General features: G+C 73.8%; 19 protein-coding genes. 9 read left to right on the plus strand and 10 right to left on the minus strand.

Going from position 1 to position 21,690, the window contains the following annotated elements:
- The first annotated feature begins 2 nt into the window (after nucleotides 1–2).
- The gene (locus tag ACWDVW_RS18765; RefSeq protein WP_449950346.1) at nucleotides 3–623 is read left to right on the plus strand and encodes a cysteine hydrolase family protein; all 621 of its coding nucleotides are present in this window, start codon (nucleotides 3–5) and stop codon (nucleotides 621–623) included.
- Here ACWDVW_RS18765 and ACWDVW_RS18770 read toward each other — a convergent pair.
- The 4 genes from ACWDVW_RS18770 to ACWDVW_RS18785 all read right to left on the minus strand — a co-directional run bounded on the left by ACWDVW_RS18770 (nucleotide 554) and on the right by ACWDVW_RS18785 (nucleotide 4,399).
- A complete protein-coding gene (locus ACWDVW_RS18770; protein ID WP_449950349.1) occupies nucleotides 554–1,471 on the minus strand; it encodes an IclR family transcriptional regulator in 918 nt (305 codons plus the stop codon). The two genes, ACWDVW_RS18765 and ACWDVW_RS18770, sit on opposite strands and share 70 nt — an antisense overlap.
- A 77-nt stretch (nucleotides 1,472–1,548) precedes the next feature.
- Nucleotides 1,549–2,748, minus strand: coding sequence for an FAD-dependent oxidoreductase (locus ACWDVW_RS18775; RefSeq protein ID WP_449950352.1), 1,200 nt, complete (start codon nucleotides 2,746–2,748; stop codon nucleotides 1,549–1,551).
- Between the two features lie 2 nt (nucleotides 2,749–2,750).
- A complete protein-coding gene (locus tag ACWDVW_RS18780; RefSeq protein ID WP_449950354.1) occupies nucleotides 2,751–3,533 on the minus strand; it encodes an aspartate racemase/maleate isomerase family protein in 783 nt (260 codons plus the stop codon).
- Between the two features lie 137 nt (nucleotides 3,534–3,670).
- Nucleotides 3,671–4,399: an SDR family NAD(P)-dependent oxidoreductase gene (locus tag ACWDVW_RS18785; protein ID WP_449950357.1), complete on the minus strand. Its 729-nt coding sequence runs from the start codon at nucleotides 4,397–4,399 to the stop codon at nucleotides 3,671–3,673.
- Nucleotides 4,400–4,545: 146 nt separating this feature from the next.
- Between ACWDVW_RS18785 and ACWDVW_RS18790 the strand changes: the two genes are divergently transcribed.
- A complete protein-coding gene (locus ACWDVW_RS18790) occupies nucleotides 4,546–5,007 on the plus strand; it encodes a peroxiredoxin (protein ID WP_449950360.1) in 462 nt (153 codons plus the stop codon).
- Between the two features lie 72 nt (nucleotides 5,008–5,079).
- Entirely contained in the window at nucleotides 5,080–5,781 is a 702-nt protein-coding gene (locus tag ACWDVW_RS18795) for a hypothetical protein (RefSeq protein WP_449950363.1), read from the plus strand.
- A 69-nt stretch (nucleotides 5,782–5,850) separates the two neighbouring features.
- On the opposite strand, the gene ACWDVW_RS18800 is transcribed toward ACWDVW_RS18795, so the two are convergent.
- Genes ACWDVW_RS18800 through ACWDVW_RS18810 form a run of 3 tightly spaced genes read right to left on the minus strand, consistent with a single transcriptional unit; the run spans nucleotide 5,851 to nucleotide 8,804 of the window.
- Nucleotides 5,851–6,324 (minus strand): OsmC family protein, encoded by a 474-nt coding sequence (locus ACWDVW_RS18800; RefSeq protein WP_449950365.1) that lies wholly within the window; start codon nucleotides 6,322–6,324, stop codon nucleotides 5,851–5,853.
- Between the two features lie 51 nt (nucleotides 6,325–6,375).
- Entirely contained in the window at nucleotides 6,376–7,374 is a 999-nt protein-coding gene (gene cydB / locus ACWDVW_RS18805) for a cytochrome d ubiquinol oxidase subunit II (RefSeq protein WP_449950368.1), read from the minus strand.
- A gap of 14 nt (nucleotides 7,375–7,388) precedes the next feature.
- On the minus strand, nucleotides 7,389–8,804 hold the full coding sequence (locus ACWDVW_RS18810) for a cytochrome ubiquinol oxidase subunit I (RefSeq protein WP_449950370.1): 1,416 nt from the start codon (nucleotides 8,802–8,804) through the stop codon (nucleotides 7,389–7,391).
- Between the two features lie 176 nt (nucleotides 8,805–8,980).
- Here ACWDVW_RS18810 and ACWDVW_RS18815 point away from each other — a divergent pair, with 176 nt between their 5' ends.
- Nucleotides 8,981–9,760: a lysophospholipid acyltransferase family protein gene (locus ACWDVW_RS18815; RefSeq protein WP_449950372.1), complete on the plus strand. Its 780-nt coding sequence runs from the start codon at nucleotides 8,981–8,983 to the stop codon at nucleotides 9,758–9,760.
- A gap of 67 nt (nucleotides 9,761–9,827) precedes the next feature.
- On the opposite strand, the gene ACWDVW_RS18820 is transcribed toward ACWDVW_RS18815, so the two are convergent.
- From ACWDVW_RS18820 to ACWDVW_RS18830, 3 genes are read right to left on the minus strand one after another with little or no spacing between them, the layout of a single operon-like run.
- Nucleotides 9,828–10,187 carry a hypothetical protein gene (locus ACWDVW_RS18820; RefSeq protein WP_131052273.1) on the minus strand — a complete coding sequence of 120 codons (360 nt, stop codon included), beginning with the start codon at nucleotides 10,185–10,187 and terminating at the stop codon, nucleotides 9,828–9,830.
- 18 nt (nucleotides 10,188–10,205) lie between these two features.
- Entirely contained in the window at nucleotides 10,206–11,882 is a 1,677-nt protein-coding gene (locus tag ACWDVW_RS18825; RefSeq protein WP_449950375.1) for a hypothetical protein, read from the minus strand.
- Nucleotides 11,879–12,559, minus strand: coding sequence for a hypothetical protein (locus tag ACWDVW_RS18830; protein ID WP_449950378.1), 681 nt, complete (start codon nucleotides 12,557–12,559; stop codon nucleotides 11,879–11,881). Before ACWDVW_RS18830 ends, ACWDVW_RS18825 begins: the two co-directional genes overlap by 4 nt.
- 121 nt (nucleotides 12,560–12,680) lie before the next feature.
- Here ACWDVW_RS18830 and ACWDVW_RS18835 point away from each other — a divergent pair, with 121 nt between their 5' ends.
- The 5 genes from ACWDVW_RS18835 (at nucleotide 12,681) to ACWDVW_RS18855 (ending at nucleotide 21,676) form a co-directional block, all read left to right on the plus strand.
- Nucleotides 12,681–13,448 (plus strand): glycerophosphodiester phosphodiesterase, encoded by a 768-nt coding sequence (locus ACWDVW_RS18835; protein WP_449950381.1) that lies wholly within the window; start codon nucleotides 12,681–12,683, stop codon nucleotides 13,446–13,448.
- A gap of 23 nt (nucleotides 13,449–13,471) precedes the next feature.
- The gene (locus ACWDVW_RS18840; protein ID WP_350694305.1) at nucleotides 13,472–14,869 is read left to right on the plus strand and encodes an MFS transporter; all 1,398 of its coding nucleotides are present in this window, start codon (nucleotides 13,472–13,474) and stop codon (nucleotides 14,867–14,869) included.
- Nucleotides 14,870–14,978: 109 nt separating this feature from the next.
- On the plus strand, nucleotides 14,979–15,668 hold the full coding sequence (locus ACWDVW_RS18845; protein WP_350694929.1) for a thymidine kinase: 690 nt from the start codon (nucleotides 14,979–14,981) through the stop codon (nucleotides 15,666–15,668).
- A 135-nt stretch (nucleotides 15,669–15,803) separates the two neighbouring features.
- Nucleotides 15,804–19,001, plus strand: coding sequence for an FtsX-like permease family protein (locus ACWDVW_RS18850; RefSeq protein ID WP_449950384.1), 3,198 nt, complete (start codon nucleotides 15,804–15,806; stop codon nucleotides 18,999–19,001).
- Nucleotides 18,998–21,676: an FtsX-like permease family protein gene (locus ACWDVW_RS18855; RefSeq protein WP_449950387.1), complete on the plus strand. Its 2,679-nt coding sequence runs from the start codon at nucleotides 18,998–19,000 to the stop codon at nucleotides 21,674–21,676. The genes ACWDVW_RS18850 and ACWDVW_RS18855 overlap by 4 nt, the downstream gene beginning before the upstream one ends.
- Nucleotides 21,677–21,690 lie beyond the last annotated feature (14 nt).

A 21,690-nucleotide genomic window follows, 5' to 3' on the forward strand; every position in this document is an offset into this window, starting at 1 on the left:
TCATGAAGTGCCCCCCGCAGCGGACCGCGGTGCTGGTCATCGACATGCAGAACGACTTCTGCTCGCCCGCAGGAGCCATGGCGACGCTCGGCGCCGACGTCGGTGTCAACGCCGACCTGGCCCGCCGACTGCCGGGATTCCTGGACCCGGCGCGGGCCGCCGGCTGCCTCGTCGTCTGGGTCCGCCAGGCCGCCCACGACCAGCTCGTGTCGCCGGCCCGTCGGGCGCGCGCCGAGGCGATGGGACGCAGCCCGCTCAGCGTCTGCGCGGCCGGCTCCTGGGGCGCCGAACTCGCCGACGGGCTACGCCCCGCGCCCGACGACTGCCACCTGGAGAAGACGCGCTACAGCGCCTTCGTCGGCACGCCCCTGCACAACCTGCTGCGGGCACACGAACGCGACCACGTGGTGGTGGTCGGCACGGCGGCCAACGTCTGCGTCGACTCGACCGTGCGCGAGGCGTACATGGCCGACCTGGCCGTCACCCTGCCGACGGACATGGTCGGCTGGACCCGCCCGGACCTGGCCGAGCCGGCGATCCGCAACCTCGGCTTCTATTTCTGCGAGACCACGACCTCGGCCGAGCTGCTGTCGACCTGGTCGGCCGAGGCACGCGCCACCTGACGACGGGGACTGCGACGCTTCGCCGGCGCGGCCGCAGCCGCCTCGACCTGCTCCGGGGCGGGCTGGTAGCCCAGCTCGGCGCTGACCTGGCGGGCCGCGTCGGCCACCAGGTCGCCGTACTCGGCCAGCAGGCGCGCGGAGAAACGGTCCTGCGGGCCGCACAGCGACAACGACCCGTAGACCTCGCCGGAGGCGAGCCGGATGGCCGCCGCCACGCTCGCCGCCCCCGCCTGCCGTTCGCCCCGGCTCACCGCGTAGCCCTGCCCGCGTACCGCCCGCAGGTCCTCCCAGAGCTGGTCGACCGAGGTGATGGTGGCCGGCGTCATCGACACCAGCTCGTGCGTGGACAGGTATTCGGAGACCTCGGCGTCGGGCAGCGCCGCCAGGATCGCCTTGGACGACGAACCGGCGACCAGCGAGTGCCGGGAACCGAGCGTGACCGACATCCGGATCTCGTGCGGCGAGAGCACCTGGTCGGTGTAGACCCGCACCCAGCCCTGCCGCATCGACAGCGTGGCCGTCTCGCCGGTGATCTCCACCAGCCGCCGCATGTGCCGGTTGGTGGTCGCCTGCACGTCGATGGCGCGCAGCGCGGCCAGACCGGCGGCCAGCGCGCCCGGCCCCAGCCGGTAGCGCCGGGTGGCCTCGTCGAAGGTCACGAACTGGTTGGCCGTGAGCTCCTTGAGGATGCGGTGGGCCACCGCCTTGGGCAGGCTCAGGTCCCGCGCGACGGTGGAGACCCCGACCATCTCGGGACTGCGTTCGGCGAGCAGGTCGATCACGGCCAGCGCGCGACCCAGGCCGCTCGCGGTGTAACGGTGGCCGTCCGCCGGCTCACTCACCGGCACCGCTGACTCCATTCGACCGTGACCTCTCGTGCGTGCCGTCGGGCGGCACTTCGCGGGTGGGCACCGGCGTGCGGCGCCTAGTGCTGGATCCCGAGCATACTGACCCGCCGTAGATACGCTCGGGCCTCCTCGGCGTTGTCGGCCACGGCCCGGAGCCGGACCAGCCGCTCGCGGCGTCCCGCCAGGTCCGCCGCGTCCGCCGAGGTGCGGTTCTCGGTGGTGGTCGGCTGCACGAAGCGTTCGGCGATCGAGCGGCGTCGTTGCGCGTACGCGGCAGTCGCGGTGTCCTGGTCGGACTCGGCCAGCGCCGCGGCCACCGCCATCGCGTCGTGGATGCCGGAGTTCAGGCCCATGCCCCCGGTGGTGCTGCTCAGGTGGGCGGCGTCGCCGGCCAGCAGGACCCGGCCGATCCGGAACGAGTCTGCCAGTCGTTGGTGGCTGCGGTACATCTGGTGCTGGTGCAGCGGCAGCAGCCCGTCCGGCGGGGTCGGGGAACCCAGCAGCAGCTCCACGGCGGCCAGGAAGTCCGGGTGGGTGCCGGTCGGCGGTTCGTCGTCGACCCCGGTGTTCGTGGACAGCGCGGCGCGCCAGATGTCCGGGGTGCGGATCAGCGAGAACCGGCCGCGCGGGCCGGACCAGTAGCCGACCTCGCTGAGATCGGGCACCGCGTCCTCGAACCGGAACGGCGTGGCCACCACCAGGCTCATCGACGGGTACGTGAAACCGGGGAACGGCACGTCGAGCAGCTTGCGGGCGATGCTTCGCGCGCCGTCGGCGGCCACCGCCCAGTGGCACGACACCGTACGCCGCTCGCCGTCGACGGCCACCTCCAGCTCCACGCGGGTGTCGTCCTGACGCAGCCCGACCACCTCGTGGCCGAAGCGCAGGTCCACGTTCGGTGCCGCGGCGACCGCCCGACGCAACTGCCGGACCAGCTTGTACTGCTCGTACTGGAGCCGGAACGGGTAGCGGGTCTCGCCCTCCAGCAGGTCGTAGGAGAACTGGGCCGACTCGGTCAGCTCCAGGTCGCGGTAGTCCAGCCGACGTACCCGGACGGCCTCGGCGAGCACCGGCGCGGCCAGGTCCAGCTCGTCGAGCAGTTCGAGCGTGGGCGGGTGCACCGTCGAACCGCGCCACTCCGAGCGCACCTCGTCGTGGCCCTGTTCCAGCACGACCACGGGTATGTCGTACCGGGCCAGCGCGAGGGCGGTCACCATGCCCACCGGTCCGCCGCCGAGGACGACGACCGGTGCCTGCACCGAGTGGCTTGGCGGCACGTTCACTCCTTCCGGCCGGCGGTCCCGCCGGCGATCTGCGTCGTGTCGGTGGCGGCCAGGACGTCGGCCAGGTGTCGCAGCGCCGGACTCGGCGACTGCGCCGCCAGGTGCGCGGCCCCGGCGGCCCGCATCGACTGCCAGGCGCCGGCCAGGTTCGAGGAGAGCACCGGCACGGGCGAGCGCGGCACGACCTCGTCGAGCACGTCCAGGCTCGGCGCGCCGGTGCCGGTGAGCAGCACCGCGTGTCCGTCGGCGGCGGTCGCGTCCAGGGTGTCCAGCACGCGGTGCACGGTGTCGCCGACGGTGGTCGAGGTGAGGTCGTAGATGGCGCCCGTGCCGGGCACGGCCACCACCTCGGTGACGGTGCGGCCGGTCGCCCGCCAGAACTCCGCCGCCTGCGCGGTGAGCCACTGCGGGTACGGCGACACCAGCGTCAGCGACCGTACGCCGAGCCGGTCGAGCACCTGCCGCACGGCGCTCGCGGCACCGACCACGGGGCTGCCGAGCCGATCGCCGGCGGCCCGGTCGACGTGGTCGGCGTCGGCGTGCCGGTAGTAGCAGCCGGTGCAGGCGACGTAGGTGGCCCCCAGCTCCAGTCCCCGCAGCGTGGCGGCGGTCTCCGGGAGCAGGTCGGCGTACCGGTCCAGCCGGTCGGCGAGGGAGCCGTCGACGACCGGGAGGCGGGCCACGTGGTAGCGCAGCCGTGGCGGCAGCAGGCGGCGCAGTTCGGGCTCGACGGTCGGGTTGGCCGGCGGGACGATGACGCCCAGAGCGGTCTCGACCACGACACCCCCATCAGAATGTTCGACTGAGCCGTACGCCGTTCGACGTACTGGAACGATAGGGGTTGCGGCGGGACATGGTCAACCCACCCGACGGGCGCGTCCGCGCACGCCAGGGCAGGGATGAGAAGCGGAGCGGGTCAGAGACCGCCGCCGACGCGCAGCACCGCGCCGCTGGTGTAGGAGGCGTCCGGGCCGAGCAGCCAGGCGATGGCGGCGGCGACCTCGTCGGGTTCGCCGGGACGACCCAGCGGGATCCGCCCGGCGGCCCGCTCGGGCCGGTCCGGCTGCCCGGAGAGGGCGTGGATGTCGGTGCGGATGATGCCCGGGGCCACCGCGTTGACCCGGATCCCACGCGGGGCCAACTCCTTGGCCAGACCGACGGTGAGCGCGTCGGTGCCGGCCTTGACCGCGGCGTAGTGGACGTACTCGCCGGGACCGCCGAGGGTGGCGGCGACCGAGGAGATGTTGACGATCGCCCCGCCGGCCGTCATCCGCCGGGCCGCCTGCTGCGCGCAGAGCACGTAGCCGACCAGGTTGACGTCGACCACCTCGCGCAGGTCGTCCAGGCGCAGCTCGGTGAAGGGACCGATCGGGCTGGTGACACCGGCGTTGTTGACCAGGCCGGTCAGCGGGCCGAGGGCCTCGGCGGCGGCGAACAGGGCGGCCACCTGGTCGGGGTCGCGGGTGTCGGCGGGCACCGCGACGGCGCGTACCCCGATGGCGTGCAGCTCGGCCACGACGGCGTCGGCGGCGGCGTGGTCGCGCCGGTAGCCGAGGGCGAGATGGTGGCCCGCGTGGGCCAGCCGCCGGGCGGTGGCCGCGCCGATGCCGCGCCCGCCGCCGGTGATGACGGTGACCGGTGCCATTGATCGTCTCCCCTGCCCCCGAGCCGGTGTCGGCGACGTTACCGGGGCGTTCGCCGGCCCCGGTAGCCGGGTGTGGCCGAGGACACGGCCGGTGACCGGGCGTGGCATACGCTCTCGCCGACGACGGTGTCGAGTGAGGAGCGCACATGGCGGGTGTGGGTGTCGGGGAACTGGTCGAGGACTTCGCGCTGCCGGACGAGACCGGCCGCCTCCGGCGGCTGTCGGAGTTCCTGGCGGACGGGCCGGTGGTGCTGTTCTTCTATCCGGCCGCGATGACGCGCGGCTGCACCGCGCAGAGCTGCCACTTCCGTGACCTGGCGGCGGAGTTCGCCGCGGTGGGCGCGCAACGGGTGGGCATCAGCCGGGACCCGGTGCAACGGCAGGCCGAGTTCTCCCGCCGCAACGACTTCGACTTCCCGCTGCTGTCCGACCCCGACGGCGCGGTGGCGGACCGGTTCGGGGTACGACGGCGGCTGCCGCTCGGCGCGTTGAGCACCCGACGGATGACCTTCGTGATCGGCGTCGATCGACGTTTCGTCGAGGTGGTGCACAGTGAACTGGACATGAACCGGCACGCGGACCGGGCGCTGAAAGCGTTGGGGGGCTGATCTTCACGATGTCGCCGGGGACTGGTATCAAAGCAGGCGACTGAACACGTGTACGACGGATGAGGGAGCGCGATGGGTGTCGCTGGCCAGGGTTTGTCCGATGACGAGGTGCGCGGCATCCGAGAGGCGTTGGCCGCGGGACGCAAGCCGAAGGTGGTGTTCACGGCCTCGGCCGGTCAGATCGCCGGGCAGATCGGCCAGGTGGTCGAACTGACCGACCCGGCGGTGTCCGACGAGTACGTGGTGGTGCGCTTCGGCCGCGACGAGCTGCCCTTCTCCCCCGCCGACGTGGCGGTGGCGCCCCGGGGCGCCGGCCGTAAACCGGCCGAGACGAAGGTGGAGCCGGCGCCGGTCGAGCCGCCGGTGGCGGAGCCGGAGTTCGTGCTGGACCGGGTGCCGCAGCCCCGGCGGGAGGAGCCGGTGCGACAGGAGGAGCCGAAGGTGGAGACGGTCGAGGCCAAGCCCGCTGCGCGGCGGCCGGTGAAGGCGGCCAAGCCGAAGGGGCCGGCCGGGTTGACGGTCACCCTGGCGTACGCCGAGGGCGAGTGGACGGTGGCCGCGCAGCAGGGCGGCAAGGTGCTGGCCAAGCCGTACGTGCTCAAGCCGGCCGAGGCGCTGCGGATGGTGGCGCTGGTGGACGTGCCCGGTGTGCACGAGGCGGTGGAGCAGATCCTGGCGTCGGAGCGGTCCGAGGCCGAGCGGCAGGCCGAGAAGCTGCGGGCCGAGCTGGCCGAGATCGAGGCCCGGCTGGCGGAGCTGCGCGAGGCGAGCTGAGGCAGGCATCAGGTGAGCGTGGGGCCCGGGACGGATGCGTCCCGGGCCCCACGTGTGTCGTCGCCCGGGTCAGGAGGTGCCGGTGCTCGGCTCGTGCCGGACCGGGAAGTTCACCGAGTTGGCGATGAAACAGACCCGGTGCGCGTGGTCGTGCAGCGCGGTCGCGGTGTCGGTGTCGGCGGGATCGGCGAGGGTGACCCGGGGACGCAGGACGACCTCGGTGAAGTGGCCGCTACCCGTCTTGTTGTCGGTGGTCATGCTGCCGGTGGCGGTGTCGACGTAGTCGGTGACGACGATGCCGTTGTCGGCGCACAGGTGCAGGTAGGCCAGCATGTGGCACTGCGACAGCGCGGCCAGCAGGAGCTGTTCGGGGTTCCACCGGGTGCGGTCGCCCCGGAAGGTCGGGTCGGAGCTGCCGGCGATCGGGGGCGGGCCGTCGGCGGTCACGTCGTGGTCGCGTCGGTAGGCGCGGTAGCCGCTGGTGCCGGTGCCGAGGTTGCCGGTCCAGGTGACGGTGGTGCGGTAGGTGTGCTGGTGAGGCATCAGGTCATGGTGCCGGATCGGCCCGGGATGCGGGGTCCCGGGCCGATCCGGTCAGTGCTGCGGGATGTGCTTGACGCCGATGCGCTTGCGGAACACCCAGTACGTCCAGCCCTGGTAGGCCAGCACGATCGGGGTGAAGAACACCGCGACCCAGGTCATGATCCGCAGCGTGTAGGGGGTGGAGGCGGCGTTGGTGGCGGTCAGCGTGCCGGCCGGGTCCAGCGTGGAGGGCATCACGGTGGGGAACAGCGCGGCGAACAGGGTCGCCACGGCCAAGCCGATGGCCAGCGCGGTGCCGGTGAAGGCCCAGCCCTCGCGCCGGACCCGGGCGGCGGCGAGACCGCCGAGCAGGGCCAGGGCGGCGCCGGTGGCCAGCACCACGGCGGCGGTGCTGGAGCGGATGGTCAGGGTCCAGGTGAGGAACGCGACCGCCAGCACGGCGGTGACCACGCCGAGACGCACGGCGAGGGTGGCGGCGCGGCCCCGGATGTCGCCGACGGTCTTGAGGGCGATGAAGACGGCGCCGTGGGTGGCGAACAGCGCCGCCGTGGTCGCGCCACCGAGCAGCGCGTACGGGTGCAGCAGGTCGACCAGTCCGCCGACGAACTCGTGGTCGGCGTCCAGGGGTACGCCGCGCAGGATGTTGGCGAAGGCCACGCCCCACAGGATCGCCGGGATGAGCGAGCCGAAGAAGATCGCGTTGTCCCACCGGCGCTTCCAGGACGCCTCGGGGCGCTTGTGGCGGTACTCGAAGGCGACGCCCCGGGCGATCAGGGCCAGCAGGATCAGCAGCAGCGGCAGATAGAAGCCGGAGAAGAGGGTGGCGTACCACTCGGGGAAGGCGGCGAACATCGCGCCACCGGCGGTGATCAGCCAGACCTCGTTGCCGTCCCAGACCGGCCCGATCGTGTTGATCATGACGCGGCGTTCGCGGTCGTCGCGTCCGAGCACGGGCAGTAGCATGCCGACGCCGAAGTCGAAGCCCTCCAGGATGAAGTAGCCGGTGAACAGCACGGCGACGAGGAGAAACCAGATGGTGGTCAGTTCCACGGTGGGGCTCCGGGTCAGTAGGCGAACGCGAGCGGGCGGTCCGCGTCGTCGTCGGTGTCGTCGGGTTCGGGCGCGGGCGTGACGTCGGGTACGCCGGCCTTGGCGTACCGGATCAGCAGTTTGACCTCGACCACGGCGAGGACGGCGTAGATGATCGTGAAGGCGGCGAAGCTGGTGAGCACCTCGCCCAGGGAGACGCTGCGGGACACGCCGTCGCGGGTGAGCATCTCGCCGAAGACGATCCAGGGCTGGCGGCCCATCTCGGTGAAGATCCAGCCGAAGGAGTTGGCCAGCAGCGGCAGGACCGGCATGACCAGGCCGGCGCGCAGCAGCCACTTCCCGCGCGGCGTGCGGCCCCTGCGCTGTGACCAGAGCACCAGCAGGGCGATGGCGGCGGCGGCGAGCCCGAAGCCGATCATGAAGCGGAAGCTCCAGTAGGTGACCGGGATGATCGGGGTGTAGCTGCCGGGGCCGTACTGGGCGGTGTAGAGGGCCTGGAGGTCGTTGATGCCGTGCACGGTGCCATTGGGGTCGCCGGTGCCCAGGTACGACAGCAGGTACGGGATCTTGATGGCGAACAGTTCCCGGCTGCCGTCGAGGCTGCCGATGGTGAGTACGGAGAACGAGGCGGGGCTCTCGGTGTCGTAGAGGCCCTCGGCGGCGGCCATCTTCATCGGCTGCACCTCGGTCATGATCTTGCCCTGGATGTCGCCGGTGATCACCACGACGGCGGCGGCGACCAGGGTGACCCAGGAGCCGAAGCGGGCCGCGAACCGGTAGGCCGGGGTGTCCTCGCTGTCGGGGCGGCGGATCAGGTGCCACAGGGCGACCGCCACCAGCAGCGACCCGGCGACCAGGAAGGCGCCGGCGATGGTGTGCGGGAAGGTGATCAGGGCGACCTTGTTGGTGAGCACGGCGACGAAGTCGGTCAGCTCGGCGCGCCCGGTCTCCGGGTTGATCCAGTAGCCGACCGGGTTCTGCATGAACGAGTTGGCGGCGAGGATGAAGTACGCCGACAGGTTGGAGCCGATCGCGGCGGCCCAGATGCTGGCCAGGTGCAGGCGTCTGGGCAGCCGGTCCCAGCCGAAGATCCACAGGCCGATGAAGGTGGATTCGAGGAAGAAGGCGACCAGCGCCTCGATGGCGAGAGGGGCGCCGAAGATGTCGCCGACGAAGCGGGAGTAGTCGCTCCAGTTCATGCCGAACTGGAACTCCTGCACGATGCCGGTGACCACGCCCATCGCGAAGTTGATCAGGAACAGTTTGCCGTAGAACTTGGTGAGCTTGAGGTACTTCTCGTCCCCGGTGCGGTGCCAGAGGGTCTGCAGGATGGCGACCAGGACGGAGAGTCCGATGGTCAGCGGTACGAAGAGAAAGTGGTAGACGGTGGTGACACCGAACTGCCAGCGGGCGACGTCCAACGCGTCCACCTGCGACCCCCAGGGCTGCTGATACTACAAGACGTAGTAAATACTACAGCCCGTCGTACGACGTGAGGTAGGGGCGGGGGTCCCGAACCGGCCCGGGACCAATGACCCTGCTCACCTCCGCCGGGCGGCCCCCCTGTCCGGCGGAGGCAGGTTCCGCCGTGCGACCATCACCGGCTGTGGACCACGCCCACTCCCCCTGGCAGCCGCCGCTGATCTGGCGTACCGCCCAGACGCTCGCCCGCGTCGTGGTCGGCGCGCTGGCCCGGCTGGAGGTCACCGGCGACATCCCCGCGCACCTGCGCGACGGGCCGCTGATCCTGGCCGCCAACCACCTCAGCCCGTTCGACCCGATCGTGCTCGCCGCCGCCTGCCGCAGCCGCCGGGTGGCGCCCCGGATCATGGCCACCGGCGGACTGTTCCGCGCCCCGGTGATCGGCACCGCCATGCGGCGCGCCGGGCACATCCGGGTCGACCGGGGCACCACCGGCGTACACCGGGCCCTGGACGACGCCGCCGCCGCGGTCGCCGGGGGCGCGCCGATCCTGGTCTATCCCGAGGGGCGGATCGGCCTCGACCCGGGCCTGTGGCCCGAACGCGGCAAGACCGGCACCGCCCGGCTCGCCCTGACCTGCGGCGCCCCCGTCGTGCCGGTGGCGCAGTGGGGTTCGCACGAGGTGCTGCCGTACCAGGCGCCCAAGGGCCTGCTCGGCGGCGTCGCCCGCGCACTGCTCCGCCGCCCCACCGTCCGGGTGCACTTCGGCGACCCGGTCGACCTGACCGACCTGCGTCCGGGTACGCCCGGCGTCGCCCGCCTGGCCACCGACCGGATCATCGACGCCCTCACCGACACCCTCGTGCCACTGCGCCCGGACGAACCCGACCGGCCCCGGCACGTCGACCCGGGCCGCCCGGTGGACACCAGCCGCTCCCACCGGCGCCGCCCCGCCACCGGCTGACCCGCCCGGACGCGGGGCGCGCCACCGGCCTGTCGGGCGTGGATCAGTCAGCCCGCTCGGGTGCGGATCAGCCGGCCTGCTGGATCGCGCGCAGCACCTCGGTGACCGCCGACGCCACCGGCGCGACCGGCGTCGCCAGAGCCGCCAGGCGCTGCAACAACGCCGTCACCCGCGCCGGTTCCGGATGCGGCCGGGCCAGCTGCGCCCGCAGCTCCGTGGCCACCGCGCGGGCCGGGTCGTCCAACTCGTCCCGGTGCCGGTCGAGCACCTCCACGAGCCGGGTCACCAGCGCCGGGACGTCCACGCCGGGCGCCGTGGCCCAGAGCGCGCCGCCGACCGCCGACGCGCCCGGGCCGACAGCCTGGTTACCGACCTGACTGACCCCGCCGGACTGCTGGATGCCGTAGTTCGCCGACGTCTCCGACATGCGCCTCTCCCCTGTGTCTCATGCCGGCCGTGGCCGCTCACCGCCACCGGCCGGTGCCGACGGTCCGTGCTGCTCGGCCCGGGCACCGGACCCGACCGCCTGGTTGCCGACCACGCTGAGGCCGCCGGTCTGGACGATGCCCTGGTTGAGGATCGTCATCTGGCGGCTGCGGAACTCGGCGGTGTCCAGGCCCCGCTCGTCGAGGAAGTCCACGATCGCGGCGAGGACGTGCCGCTCCACCACCTTCAGGTGCTTCGCCGCGTCGAGCACCTGGAAGTAGTTGTGGTAGTCGGTGCCGGTCGCCAACTCCCGCACCCCGACCCGGGCGCCGTGGTCGTAGCCGAGGTCCTCGCGGGCCAGCCGCCGCAGCCGCGCCTGTCGCGCCCGGTGCCGCAGCGCGTGACCCAGGTCGGTCAGCAACCGGCCGGCGGCACCGACGGCGGTGGGCACCAGCCGGTCGGTGGCGACCGCGAGCATCTGCACCAACTGCCGCGCCGACATCCAGTCGGTCAGCCGGTCCACCTCGTGGTACGCCCACCGGGGCGGCTCCAGCACCGTGCGGGCGCACTCCAGATAGAGCAGCTTCCCGTCGGTGGAGAAGTGCAGGAACGTCCCCGCCACCACCTCCGCGCCCCAGGACGGCACCAGCGCGCACAGATAGTGCCGGGCCGCGCCCTGCGGATTCGCGGCGACCTGGCGGACCTCCTCGGCGGTGAAGCGCTGACGCGGCGCCCGTTCCTGGTCCGGCAGCAGCCGGGGGTCGCCGGTCAGCAGGTGGCCGCCGACGAAGACCCGGTCCTCCAGCGTCAGCCCGGCCAGCCGGTCCGCCCCCAGGCCGGCGTCGAGCGAGGCCAGCCGCCCGCGTACGTGGTCGATCAGCTCCAGCACGGTGAACGGGGCCGGCTCCGGCCGCTCCGGTCGGCTCAGCCCGGTGACGTGCTCGGCCGGGCGGATCGGCAGCGCGAACGACCACCCGGCCACCGGTGTGCCGTGTCCGACGAACGGCACGTACCCGCCGTAGACGGTGACGTTGCCGTGCTGCGCCTCGTCGACGGCGGCCAGCCGGTCGGCGTACCGGGACGGCAGGGACACCTCGTCGGGCGCCGTCGCCAGGAACCGGTCCCGGCGCAACCGGGTCACCAGCAGCCACCGGGTGCCGTGCAGGTGGATCGCGAGTGCCAGGAACGCGGCGATCCCGGCCGGCAAAGCCAGCCACGGCTGCCCGATCAGCCACCCGGCCGGGCTGGACCCCACGACGGTGACCAGCTGGAACCGGATCAGCAGGACCAGAGCACTGAGCGCGACGACGATCATGCCCAGCAGCGGACCGAGCATCCGCTCCCGGGTCGGGCGGAACGGGGTCAAAGAGGTGCCGACCCACATCGCGCCGATCACCAACAGGGTCCACAGCGGGGCGAGCAGCACCGCCAGGCCACCGAAGACCAACAGCCGCAGGTCCCGGCGACGCCGCCGGTGGCGGGCCACCAGGCAGTGCCGCAGCACCGGCGAGACGTCGACGCCCACCGAGGGTGCCACCGCCCGCAACTCGTCGCCGAGCACCTCGTCGAGCACCCGCTCGGCGAACCGCTCGTCGGTGTGCGCGGCCACGCACAGGTAGCGGGTCGCCTCGCTGGTCACCGGCGGGGACGACGGGCGTTGTCCCGGCACCACCGGCGGATCCGTACGTCCGGTCATCCCGGCCATCCCCCGTCCACCCGGCGCGGGCGCGCCTCGGATCGTGTCGCGGCCACGGCCAGCAGCGGGCCGTAGAACAGCCCGGCCTGCAGCGCGTCGGTCACCGTCACGCTCATCCACCGCTGCGGGTCGCTGGACAACACGAGATCGTCGGGGACCAGCAGCATGCCGACGAGCGCCCCGCCGAGCGCGGCGAGCACCGTGGCCACGCCGACCACGCCGACCACCGCGCACACCCGGTAGGCCGCAGACGGCGCGGGTCGGTCCGCCAGCCAACGCAGCAGCCACACCGTGCCGGCGACGAACAGCAGCGTGCGCAGGTTCTCCGAGAGCCAGTACCCGACCATCGGCGGCTGCGCCGGTGCCAGTTCCCACCGGGGCCAGGTCACCGCCCAGAGCAGGACGCGAAGCAGCTCCGCCGCCAGCCCCGGCACGCCGTCGGCGGAGGGCAGGTCGGCGGCCCACCCCCGGACCAGTTCGGCTCCCCACCGGCTACCGCCGGCCACCGCCACCGCCACGAACAACCAGGCGCCGGCCGGTGTCCGGCGCGCCTGCGGCGACCCGTCCGGCGGGGTGACCCGGGGCGGCAGCGGGTCGACCGGATGGGCGGTCAGCGTCGACCGGGGCGCCGTCGGCGACCCGGGCTGCGCGAACGGCTGCCACGGCATCACTGCCACATGGTGACCGTCGCGAAGCGGATCGGCCCGATCACTGTCCGGAATCCGGCACCGGCGGTGGGCACGCGTCGGTCACCGGCCGGTCGTCCGCAGGCCACCGGCGCCGGGCATACTGCGCTGCGTGCCATCCGGTCACCCGTACCTCGACGCCCCGACGCCGCTGGCCTTCGCGCACCGGGGCGGTGCCGCCGACGGCGACGAGAACACCACGGCGGCCTTCGCCCGCGCCGTCGAGCTGGGTTTCCGGTACGTGGAGACCGACGTGCACGGCACCGCCGACGGGGTCGCCGTCGTCTTCCACGACCACACCCTCGAACGACTCACCGGGCAGCGGGGGCGGCTGTCCACGCTGCGCTGGGCCGACCTCGCCACGGTACGCGTCGGCGGGGCCGCCGCCGTGCCCCGCCTGGACGAGGTCCTCGACGCCTGGCCGCAGGTGCGCTTCAACATCGACGTGAAGTCCGACCCCGGCGTGGCACCGACGGTGTCCACCGTGGCGCGGGCCGGCGCCGGTGACCGGGTGCTGCTCGCCTCGTTCAGCGACGCCCGGCTGACCCGGCTGCGCGCCCTCACCCACGGTCGGGTCGCCACCAGCCTCGGCGTACGCGGAGTGGCCCGGCTGCGCTGGGCCTCGCTGACCGGTCGGCCGGTGCGGCTACCGCCGTCGGTGGTGGCCGCGCAGGTGCCGGTGCGCTTCGGCCGGATCCCGGTGGTGGACCGCCGCCTGCTGCGCACCGCCCATCGACTCGGGTTGCAGGTGCACGTCTGGACGATCGACGAACCTGCCGAGATGCACGAGTTACTTGATCTCGGTGTGGATGGCATCATGACCGACCACGTCGGCGTGCTGCGCGACGTCTACCGCAGCCGCGGCCACTGGGCCGCCTGAACACCCCGGGCAAAGGACCCCACATGGCCGAGACGGCGACCCCTGCCGCGCAGGACGACACCCCGCAACCCGCCAGTACGCGTCGCGAGCGCACCGGCTGGTACTTCTACGACTGGGCCAACTCGGCCTTCCAGACCACCGTCATCACGGTGTTCCTCGGGCCGTTCCTGACCAGCGTGGCCAAGATGGCCGCCGGCTGCCAGCTCGGCGCCGACGACTGCAGCGGGTACGTCTACCCGCTGGGCATCAAGGTGGCCGCCGGCTCGTACTACCCGTACCTGATCTCGCTGTCGGTGCTGCTGACCGTCTTCGTGCTGCCGGTGATCGGCGCGATCGCCGACCGGTCGCTGCACAAGAAGCGGCTGCTGGCCGCCACCGCCTTCACCGGCGCCGGCGCGACCATCGGGATGCTCTTCGTCACCGGTGACCGGTACCTGCTCGGCGGCGCGCTGTTCATGATCGCCAACATCAGCTTCGGTGCGGCGATCGTCGTCTACAACTCGTTCCTGCCGCAGTTGGGCGGGCCCGACGAGCGGGACGGCATCTCCAGTCGCGGCTGGGCGCTGGGCTACCTCGGCGGTGGCCTGCTGCTGGCGTTCAACCTGGTCGCGGTGCAGTCGTTCGACAACGGCACCCCGGAACGCACCCTCGACCTGGCCCGTTGGTCCATCGTCTCGGCGGGCGTGTGGTGGGCGGTGTTCACCCTGGTGCCGCTGCGCTGGCTGCGTGAGCGTCCGACCGCCGCCGCGGTCGCCGCGGGTCCCGGCGGCAACGTGCTCACCGATGGCTTCCGGCAACTCGGCCGCACCCTGCGGGAGATCAAGGCGTACCCGTTGACGCTGTTCTTCCTGCTGGCGTTCCTGGTCTACAACGACGGCATCCAGACCGTCATCACCCTGGCCAGCCAGTACGGCACCGAGGAACTGCGGCTGGACCAGAGCACCCTGATCGTGACGATCCTGCTGGTGCAGTTCCTGGCGTTCGGCGGCGCACTCGGCCTCGGTTGGCTGGCCGGACGGATCGGCGCGTGGAAGACCATCCTGCTGAGCCTGGTGCTGTGGACCGCGGTGATCCTCGGCGCGTTCCGGCTGCCGGCCGAGGCGCCGCTGCCGTTCATGGTGCTCGGCGCCGCCATCGGCCTGGTCCTCGGCGGCAGCCAGGCGTTGAGCCGGTCGCTGTTCAGCCAGCTCATCCCGGCCGGCAAGGAAGGTGAGTACTACGGCTTCTACGAGATCAGCGACAAGGGCACCAGTTGGCTGGGGCCGCTCGCGTTCGGTCTGGTGTTCCAGCTCACCAACTCCTACCGGGTGGGTCTGGTCTCCCTGCTGATCTTCTTCGTGGTCGGGTTCCTGTTGCTGCTGGCGGTGCCGATCCGGCGCGCGATCGTGGCTGCCGGCAACACGCCGCCACGGGTGCTGTGAGGCACACCGGCGGGCCGTCGGTGGACCGGTGGGCGCCGTCGATCGGCTAGGCTGCCGGTCCGTGACGAGCGCCGCAGACCCCGTACCCACCTGTCTGGCCCGCCCCCGGATGGCCGGTCCGGGCGACCCCTCGGGTGGGTGCGTGGCCGCCCGTGGCGTCGACGGGCGGCCCGCGCACGCCGCCGCGCTGCGCTTCTACTGGGGCCCGATGGACTGCGGCAAGTCCACGATGGCGTTGCAGATGAACTACAACCACTCCCGGCAGGGCCGCCGGGGACTGGTCACCACCCGCATCGACCGCTCCCTCGGCCCGCAGGTCACCACCCGCATCGGTCTGGCGCACGAGGCGATCGAGGTGACCGACGGGCTCGACCTGCGCGCCCTGGTCCGCGACGCCTGGGCCGACGGGGTACGGGTGGACTACCTGATCTGCGACGAGGCCAGCTTCTACTCCGTCGAGCACGTCGAGCAGATGGCCGACCTGGTCGACAGCTACGACGTCGACGTGTACGCCTTCGGACTGGCCACCGACTTCCGGTCCTGCCTGTTCCCGGCCGCCCAGCGGCTGTTCGAGCTGGCCGACTCGGTGGCCCGGATCCAGGTCGAGGTGCTCTGCTGGTGCGGCCGGGAGGGCCTGCTCAACGCCCGGGTCGCGGGCGGGCGGATCGTCCGCGAGGGCGAGCAGGTGGTCATCGGCGACACCGTCGACGACGCCGACGTGCGCTACCAGGTGCTGTGCCGACGCCACCACCGCAGCGGCGACCTCGGTCCGCGCGCCACCGCCTGGACCGAAGCCTGAACCACCGGCGTCGCCACGTCGGATAACGAAACGATCACTGCTGCGAACCTTTCCCGGGGGCCCGCCGCTTCTGGTGCGTGACGACAAGCGCACACGGGCCGCACCGGCCCGCGGACCGGCGGGGGTACAGGACGGATGAGGTTCGCGTGGCGGCGTGCCCGGGGCACGAAGGGCCTGCTGCTCGCCGCGGCCGGAGCGGCACTGGTGGCGACGGTCGCGCTGACCGGCCTGGCCGCCTACAACCGGGACGTGGTCGACTCGGGCACCCGCACCGTGCTCGCCGAGGCCACCGCGGCGGAACGGTCGCTGCTGGTGCGGGCCTCCGCCGGGCGGACCGCCGACGCGCTGCGGGACCGCGACGCCGCGCTCCGCGCCCAGGTCGACACCGACCTGGGCGGGTTGCCCGCGCAGGTCACCGCCGCCGGGTACGCGGCCGGACGGCAGTTGCGCGGCGACACCGGGAACGGCGTCGCCGACCGCACCGGCACCACGTACGCGTCGGTGATGTTCCTCGACGACCTGCCCGCGCACGCCCGGCTGGCCGCCGGCACCTGGCCGCAGGCCGGCGCGGAGCCGGTGCAGACCGCCCTCGCCGAGGCGGCGGCCCGGACGCTGCGGGTCGACGTCGGTGACCGCGTCCCGATCACCGACGGGCTCACCGGGCGGATCACGGAGGTGACCGTCACCGGGCTGTTCACGCCGCTGGACCCGGACGACGCGTACTGGCGGCTGGCACCGGAGACGGCCACCGGCGCGCTGCCGCAGTCGGCCACGTACGGGCCGATGACGGTGGCCCGCGAGGACTTCCTCACCCACTTCCTGCCCAACGCCTCCGCCGGCTGGCTCGTCGAACCCGACCTGACCGCGGTCGGCCCCACCGCCCTGGACCGGTTGGCCGAGGCCGCCGGCCGGATCACCACCAGCACCCCGGCCGAGGCCGGGCTCGGCGAGTCGGCGATGGCCACCAGCGACCTGGCCACCCTGGTACGCCGGCTGCAACAGGCCACCCTCGTCGGCCGGTCGGCGCTGGTCACCCCGATGCTGCTGGTGGTGGTGCTCGGCGGGTACGCGTTGCTGCTCGTCGCCGTGCTGCTCACCGAGCACCGCCGGAGTGAGACCGCGCTGCTGCGGGCCCGGGGCGCCGCCCGTCGGCAACTGGCCGGGCTGACCGCCCGGGAGGCCACCCTGGTCGTGCTGCCCGCCGCGGTGCTCGCCCCGCTGCTCGCCGGGCAGGTGCTCGGGCTCGCCGGCCGCCTGCCGGGGCTCAGCGCGGTGTCGCTGCGACCGGGTGGCGTACCCGACGCGACGGTGTGGCTGGTCGCCGGGGCGGCGGCGGCCGGCTGCGCGCTGGCGATGATCGGGCCGAGCCTGCGCCGGGGCGACAGCTACGTCGCCGACCTGGCCAGCCGCTCCCGGCCCAGCCGTCGCGGCATGGTGCAGCGTGCCGGCCTGGACGTGCTGCTGGTCGGGCTGGCCCTGCTCGCCTGGTACCAGCTCAGCCGCTACTCCTCCCCGCTGTCCCGGTCCCGGGGCGGTGACCTGGGGGTCGATCCGCTGCTGGCCGCCGCACCCACGCTCGGGGTCCTGGCCGGCGCGGTGCTGGCGCTGCGGCTGCTGCCGCCGCTGGTCCGGCTCGCCGAACGGTGGGTGGACCGCAAGCCGTGGACGGCCGTCATGCTCGGCACCTGGCAGGCCGGACGACGACCGCACGCCGGACCGGTGCTGCTGCTGGCCCTCGCCGTGGCGGTCGGCACCCTCGCCTGGTCCCTGGCCGGCACCTCCCGGCGCTCGCTGGACGACCAGGCCGCGCATCTGGTCGGCGCGGACCTGCGCCTCACCGAGGTCAACGGCTCCGCCGCCGCCGACCGGGCCGACCAACTCGCCGGGCTGCCGGGCGTGCAGGTGCCGCTGCCGGCCTGGCGCGACACGGTACGACTCGGGCCGGCCGCCGCACCGGCCACCATGCTGGCGGTCGACGCCGACGCCGCCGGCCCGGTGGTGCGACTGCGGGCCGACCTGGCCGGCGGCTCCACCACCGACCTGCTCGACACGCTCACCGCCGGCCGGGTCGAGGCGCCCGGCACGGTGCTGCCGGAGGGCACCCGGCGGCTCACCGGGCAGGTGAGCACCCGGATCGAGGACACCGAGACGAACTCCCCGGTACGCCACCACGTGGTGCTGCTCGACCCGCACGGCACGCACCGCAGGCTGGTGTTGGGCACCGGCGACCGGGACGGCACACCGCTGCGGTTCGCCGTCGACCTGCCGACCGGCCCCGGCCCGTGGCGGTTGGCCGGCTTCGCCACGGAGACCCTCGGGGCACCACGGACGAGCTTCGACTGGCGGTTGTCGAACCTGCGGGCCAGCCCGGACGACTCGCCCGGCACCCCGGTCGCGCTGACCGGGGACGGCGCGTGGCACTTGGTCGACCGCACCGGTGCCGCCACCGGTGCGACCGCCTCCGACGCCGGGCTGACCGCCCGCTACTCGCGGGACGTGCCGGGCGGCTGGTTCGCCCGCAGTACCCCGCTGCACCTGGCCGTGACCCGCACCGCCGACCCGACCCGGGTGCCGGTGGTGGCCACCACGGCGGCCCTCGACGCGCTGCGCCTGGACGTGGGCGCGCAGACCCGGCTGTTCCTGGGCGGGGCCGAGGTCGACGTGGTGGTGGTCGACGTCGTGGCCGCGTTACCCGGTGACGCCGAGGACGCCGCGCTGCTGGTCGACCTGCCCTCGCTGGGTGCCCGACTCTTCCACGACCACGGGCTCGTCCGGTCGCCGCAGGAGTGGTGGCTGGCCGTGCGGCCCGGCGAGGCGGAGCGCGTGGCCGAGGCGGCCGGCGCGCTCGGCGGCCTCACCGTGCTGGCCCGCGAGGACGTCGCCGCCGAGTTGGCCCGCGACCCGTTCGGGGTGGGCGCGCGAGGTGCGCTGTTCGCCGCCGCGCTGGCTGCGGTGCTGCTGGCCGCCGTGGGCGTGGCCGTGGACGTCAGCGCCACCGCGCGACGCCGGGCCACCGAACTGGCGGTGCTGCACACCCTCGGCGCCGGTCAACGCCTGGTGGCCCGGTCGTTGCTGGCCGAGCAGTCGTTCCTCGCCGGGATGGGCGTACTGGTCGGCCTGCTGGTGGGTGTCGGGGTCGCCGCGACGATGGCACCGCTGGTGATCCTGACGCCGTCCGCCGAACGCCCGCACCCGCCACCGCTGCTGAGCGTCGACTGGCCCCCGGTGCTCGCCACCGGCGTGGGCCTGCTGGCCCTGGCACTGGCGTTCAGCGCCGCCGCCTCCACCGGAATGCGCCGTCGTCCGGCCGTCACGGATGGAGAGACCCGATGATCGGCCGGATCAGGGTGTACGCGGGTCAGGTGGGTCTGCTGGCGTTGCTGGGGCTGGTCGCGGCGCTGCTGGTGACCGCCGCGCCGCGACTCGCCGACGGGTACGCCGACCGGGGGCTGCGGGCCGACGTCGGGGACCTTCCGCACCTGGTCCGCGACATCTCCTTCGGCGTGGCGCGTCCCGCACCGGCCGAGGCCGGACAGGCCGAGCTGGACCGGTACGCCGCCGCGCTGCCACAGCCGCTGCCCGCCCTGGTGGACCACCGGTGGTACGCCTCTTCGATCGCCCCGGCGGTGCTGCTGGCCAGCGGGGACGAGCCACCCATGGACGGCGGCGCGCGCAAGGAGTTCGGGGTACGCGCCCAGACCGGCGTCGAGGAGGCGGCCGAGGTGACCGCCGGACGGTGGCCGCGTACCCAGGCGGGCGGCCCGGCCGAGCTGGCGGTGTCGGTGCAGGTGGCCGAGGTGCTGTCCCTGCGACCCGGCACCGACCTGCGGTTCGGGGGCGGGAACCGGCAGGCCCGGGTACGCGTCGTCGGGGTGTTCACGCCACGGGACGCCACCGACCCGGTCTGGGACGACCTGCGGCCGGCGCTGAACCCGACCGTGCCGCTGCTCGACGGCGACCCGTACGTGGTGGCGGGCGTGACCGACTGGGCCGGCATGGACCGGATCTCGGCCGGTGCCGGGGTGCCGGCGGTGAGCGGCTGGCGGTACCGGCTCGACGAGCAGCGGCTGGACACCGCCGTGCTCGACGCGGTCACCGCGGCGGTGGCCGAGACCCGCCGCGCCGAGACGGTCCCGGGTGCGCTGGTGCAGACCTCGCTGGACACCGCGCTGGTGCGCTTCGCCGACGAACTGCGGTCGGTCCGGGCGCTGCTGGCCGTCGTGCAGACCGGGTTGCTGGCCAGCCTGCTCGGGCTGATCGTGCTGGCGGCCCGGCTCGCGGTACGACGTCGACGGGCGGAACTCACGCTGCTGCGGGCGCGGGGGGCCTCGCTGGGCACGATCGGTCGCCGGTTGCTCGTCGAGGCGGTGCCCGTACAGCAGCTCGCGGTGCTGCTGGGCGCTCTGGCCGGGGCGGTGGTGCCGGGCCGCTCGACCGGGGTGCCCTGGCCGGTGCCGGTGTTGGCGGTGCTCACCACCGTCGTGGTGCCGGTGCTGGCGGTGCTCGCCCATCGGCGGGTCGGTGTGGCCGCCGGCCGCGTGGACGTGGTGGCGCAGCGTCCGAGCGCGCGTCGGCTCACGCTGGAGGCGGGCGTGCTGGTGCTCGCCGGGCTCGGCGTGGTGCTGCTCCGCCGCCGGGGCCTGGACGCGGCCGGTGGCGTCGACGCGTACCTGAGTGCGGTGCCGGTGCTGGTCGCGGTCGCCGCCGCGCTGGTGGCGATCCGGTTGCTGCCGTGGCCGCTGCGGCTGGTCGGCCGGTTCGCCACCCGGGCCCGGGGCGCGATGCTGTTCCTCGGCGCGGCCCGCGTCGGCCGGGGTACGCCGGTGGCGTGGGGGCCGCTGGCGGTGCTGATCGTCGCGGTCAGCACCGGCGTGTTCGGTGGCGTGGTGACGACCACGGTGGCCGACGCCCGCGACCGGGCCGCCACGCTGAGCATCCCGGCCGACGCCTGGCTGACCGGGTACACCTTCGCCCCGGACGCCGCCGACGCGCTCGGCGCGGTGCCCGGGGTGCAGGCACTGGCCCGGGTGTGGGTGGAGTCGAACCGGCGGCTGTTCTCCGACAGCGGTCCGGCAGCACGCCACCTCGGCCAGGCCCGCGTGCTGGTGGTGGATGCTCCGGCGTTCGCCGAGGTGGTGGCGCGCAGCGGCGTGGACGTCGACGTGCCGGCCGCGTTGCGTGACGCGGCCCGTGGCGACGGACCGGTGCCGGCGGTGGTGTCGCCCCGGGTGGCGGCGGAGGTCGGCGACGGTGCGGTGGCCGACGTGCAGAGTCGGCGGTACGCCTTCCAGGTCGCGGGGGTCACCGACGCCTTCCCCGGGGTGGGGTTGGGCGTGGAGCGGTTCGTGGTGCTGCCGTGGCAGGCGCTGCCCGAGTACGAGTACACCCCGATCGTGCCCAACCGGTACCTGCTCGCCACCGACGGCGTCGACGAGACGCGGTTGCTGGCGGTGGCCGACGAGGAACAGCGGCGGCGACAGGCCGACGTGCTCGGCAGGGAGGTGACCCGGGCCCAGGTGCCGGCGGCCCTGCAGACGCGGCAGGCGTACCGGGACGGGTTGGAGCGGACCGGGGCCAACGAGGTGTTGACCCTGGCGTTCACCGTGGGCGCGGCCGGTGGCACCGCGCTGGCGGTCCTCGCCGTCGGGTTCGCGGTGGTCGCCGACGCCGCCGGCCGGGGACGGACGCTGTCGCGGCTGCGCACGCTGGGTCTGTCGGCGGCGGGCGGTCGGCGGTTGCTGGTGTACGAGCTGGTGCCGCTGGTGGTGGTCGCGGCGCTGACCGGCGCGGCGGTGGGGGTGGCCCTGCCCCGACTGCTCGGTCCGACCCTGGGACTGGCCGCGTTCGCTCCCGGGGTCCCCATCCGCGACCACCTGGACCCGCTGGTCGTGGGCGGGGTGCTGGCGCTGGTGGTGCTCGGCCTGCTGGCCGGTCTGGTGGTGGAGAACCTGGTGAACCGGCGGATGCGCCTCGGTGAGGTGCTGCGCCTGGGAGAGGAGAACCCATGAGCGAGCGTCAGCGA

The organism is Micromonospora sp. NPDC003241 (assembly GCF_053589795.1).

Bases quoted from the DNA above. Each gene is read 5' to 3' on its own strand.
- ACWDVW_RS18765 (WP_449950346.1), top strand. From the start codon at position 3: ATGAAGTGCCCCCCGCAGCGGACCGCGGTGCTGGTCATCGACATGCAG.
- ACWDVW_RS18785 (WP_449950357.1), bottom strand. From the start codon at position 4,399: ATGGCACCGGTCACCGTCATCACCGGCGGCGGGCGCGGCATCGGCGCG.
- ACWDVW_RS18790 (WP_449950360.1), top strand. From the start codon at position 4,546: ATGGCGGGTGTGGGTGTCGGGGAACTGGTCGAGGACTTCGCGCTGCCG.
- ACWDVW_RS18795 (WP_449950363.1), top strand. From the start codon at position 5,080: ATGGGTGTCGCTGGCCAGGGTTTGTCCGATGACGAGGTGCGCGGCATC.
- ACWDVW_RS18800 (WP_449950365.1), bottom strand. From the start codon at position 6,324: ATGCCTCACCAGCACACCTACCGCACCACCGTCACCTGGACCGGCAAC.
- ACWDVW_RS18820 (WP_131052273.1), bottom strand. From the start codon at position 10,187: ATGTCGGAGACGTCGGCGAACTACGGCATCCAGCAGTCCGGCGGGGTC.
- ACWDVW_RS18825 (WP_449950375.1), bottom strand. From the start codon at position 11,882: ATGACCGGACGTACGGATCCGCCGGTGGTGCCGGGACAACGCCCGTCG.
- ACWDVW_RS18840 (WP_350694305.1), top strand. From the start codon at position 13,472: ATGGCCGAGACGGCGACCCCTGCCGCGCAGGACGACACCCCGCAACCC.
- ACWDVW_RS18845 (WP_350694929.1), top strand. From the start codon at position 14,979: ATGGCCGGTCCGGGCGACCCCTCGGGTGGGTGCGTGGCCGCCCGTGGC.
- ACWDVW_RS18850 (WP_449950384.1), top strand. From the start codon at position 15,804: ATGAGGTTCGCGTGGCGGCGTGCCCGGGGCACGAAGGGCCTGCTGCTC.
- ACWDVW_RS18855 (WP_449950387.1), top strand. From the start codon at position 18,998: ATGATCGGCCGGATCAGGGTGTACGCGGGTCAGGTGGGTCTGCTGGCG.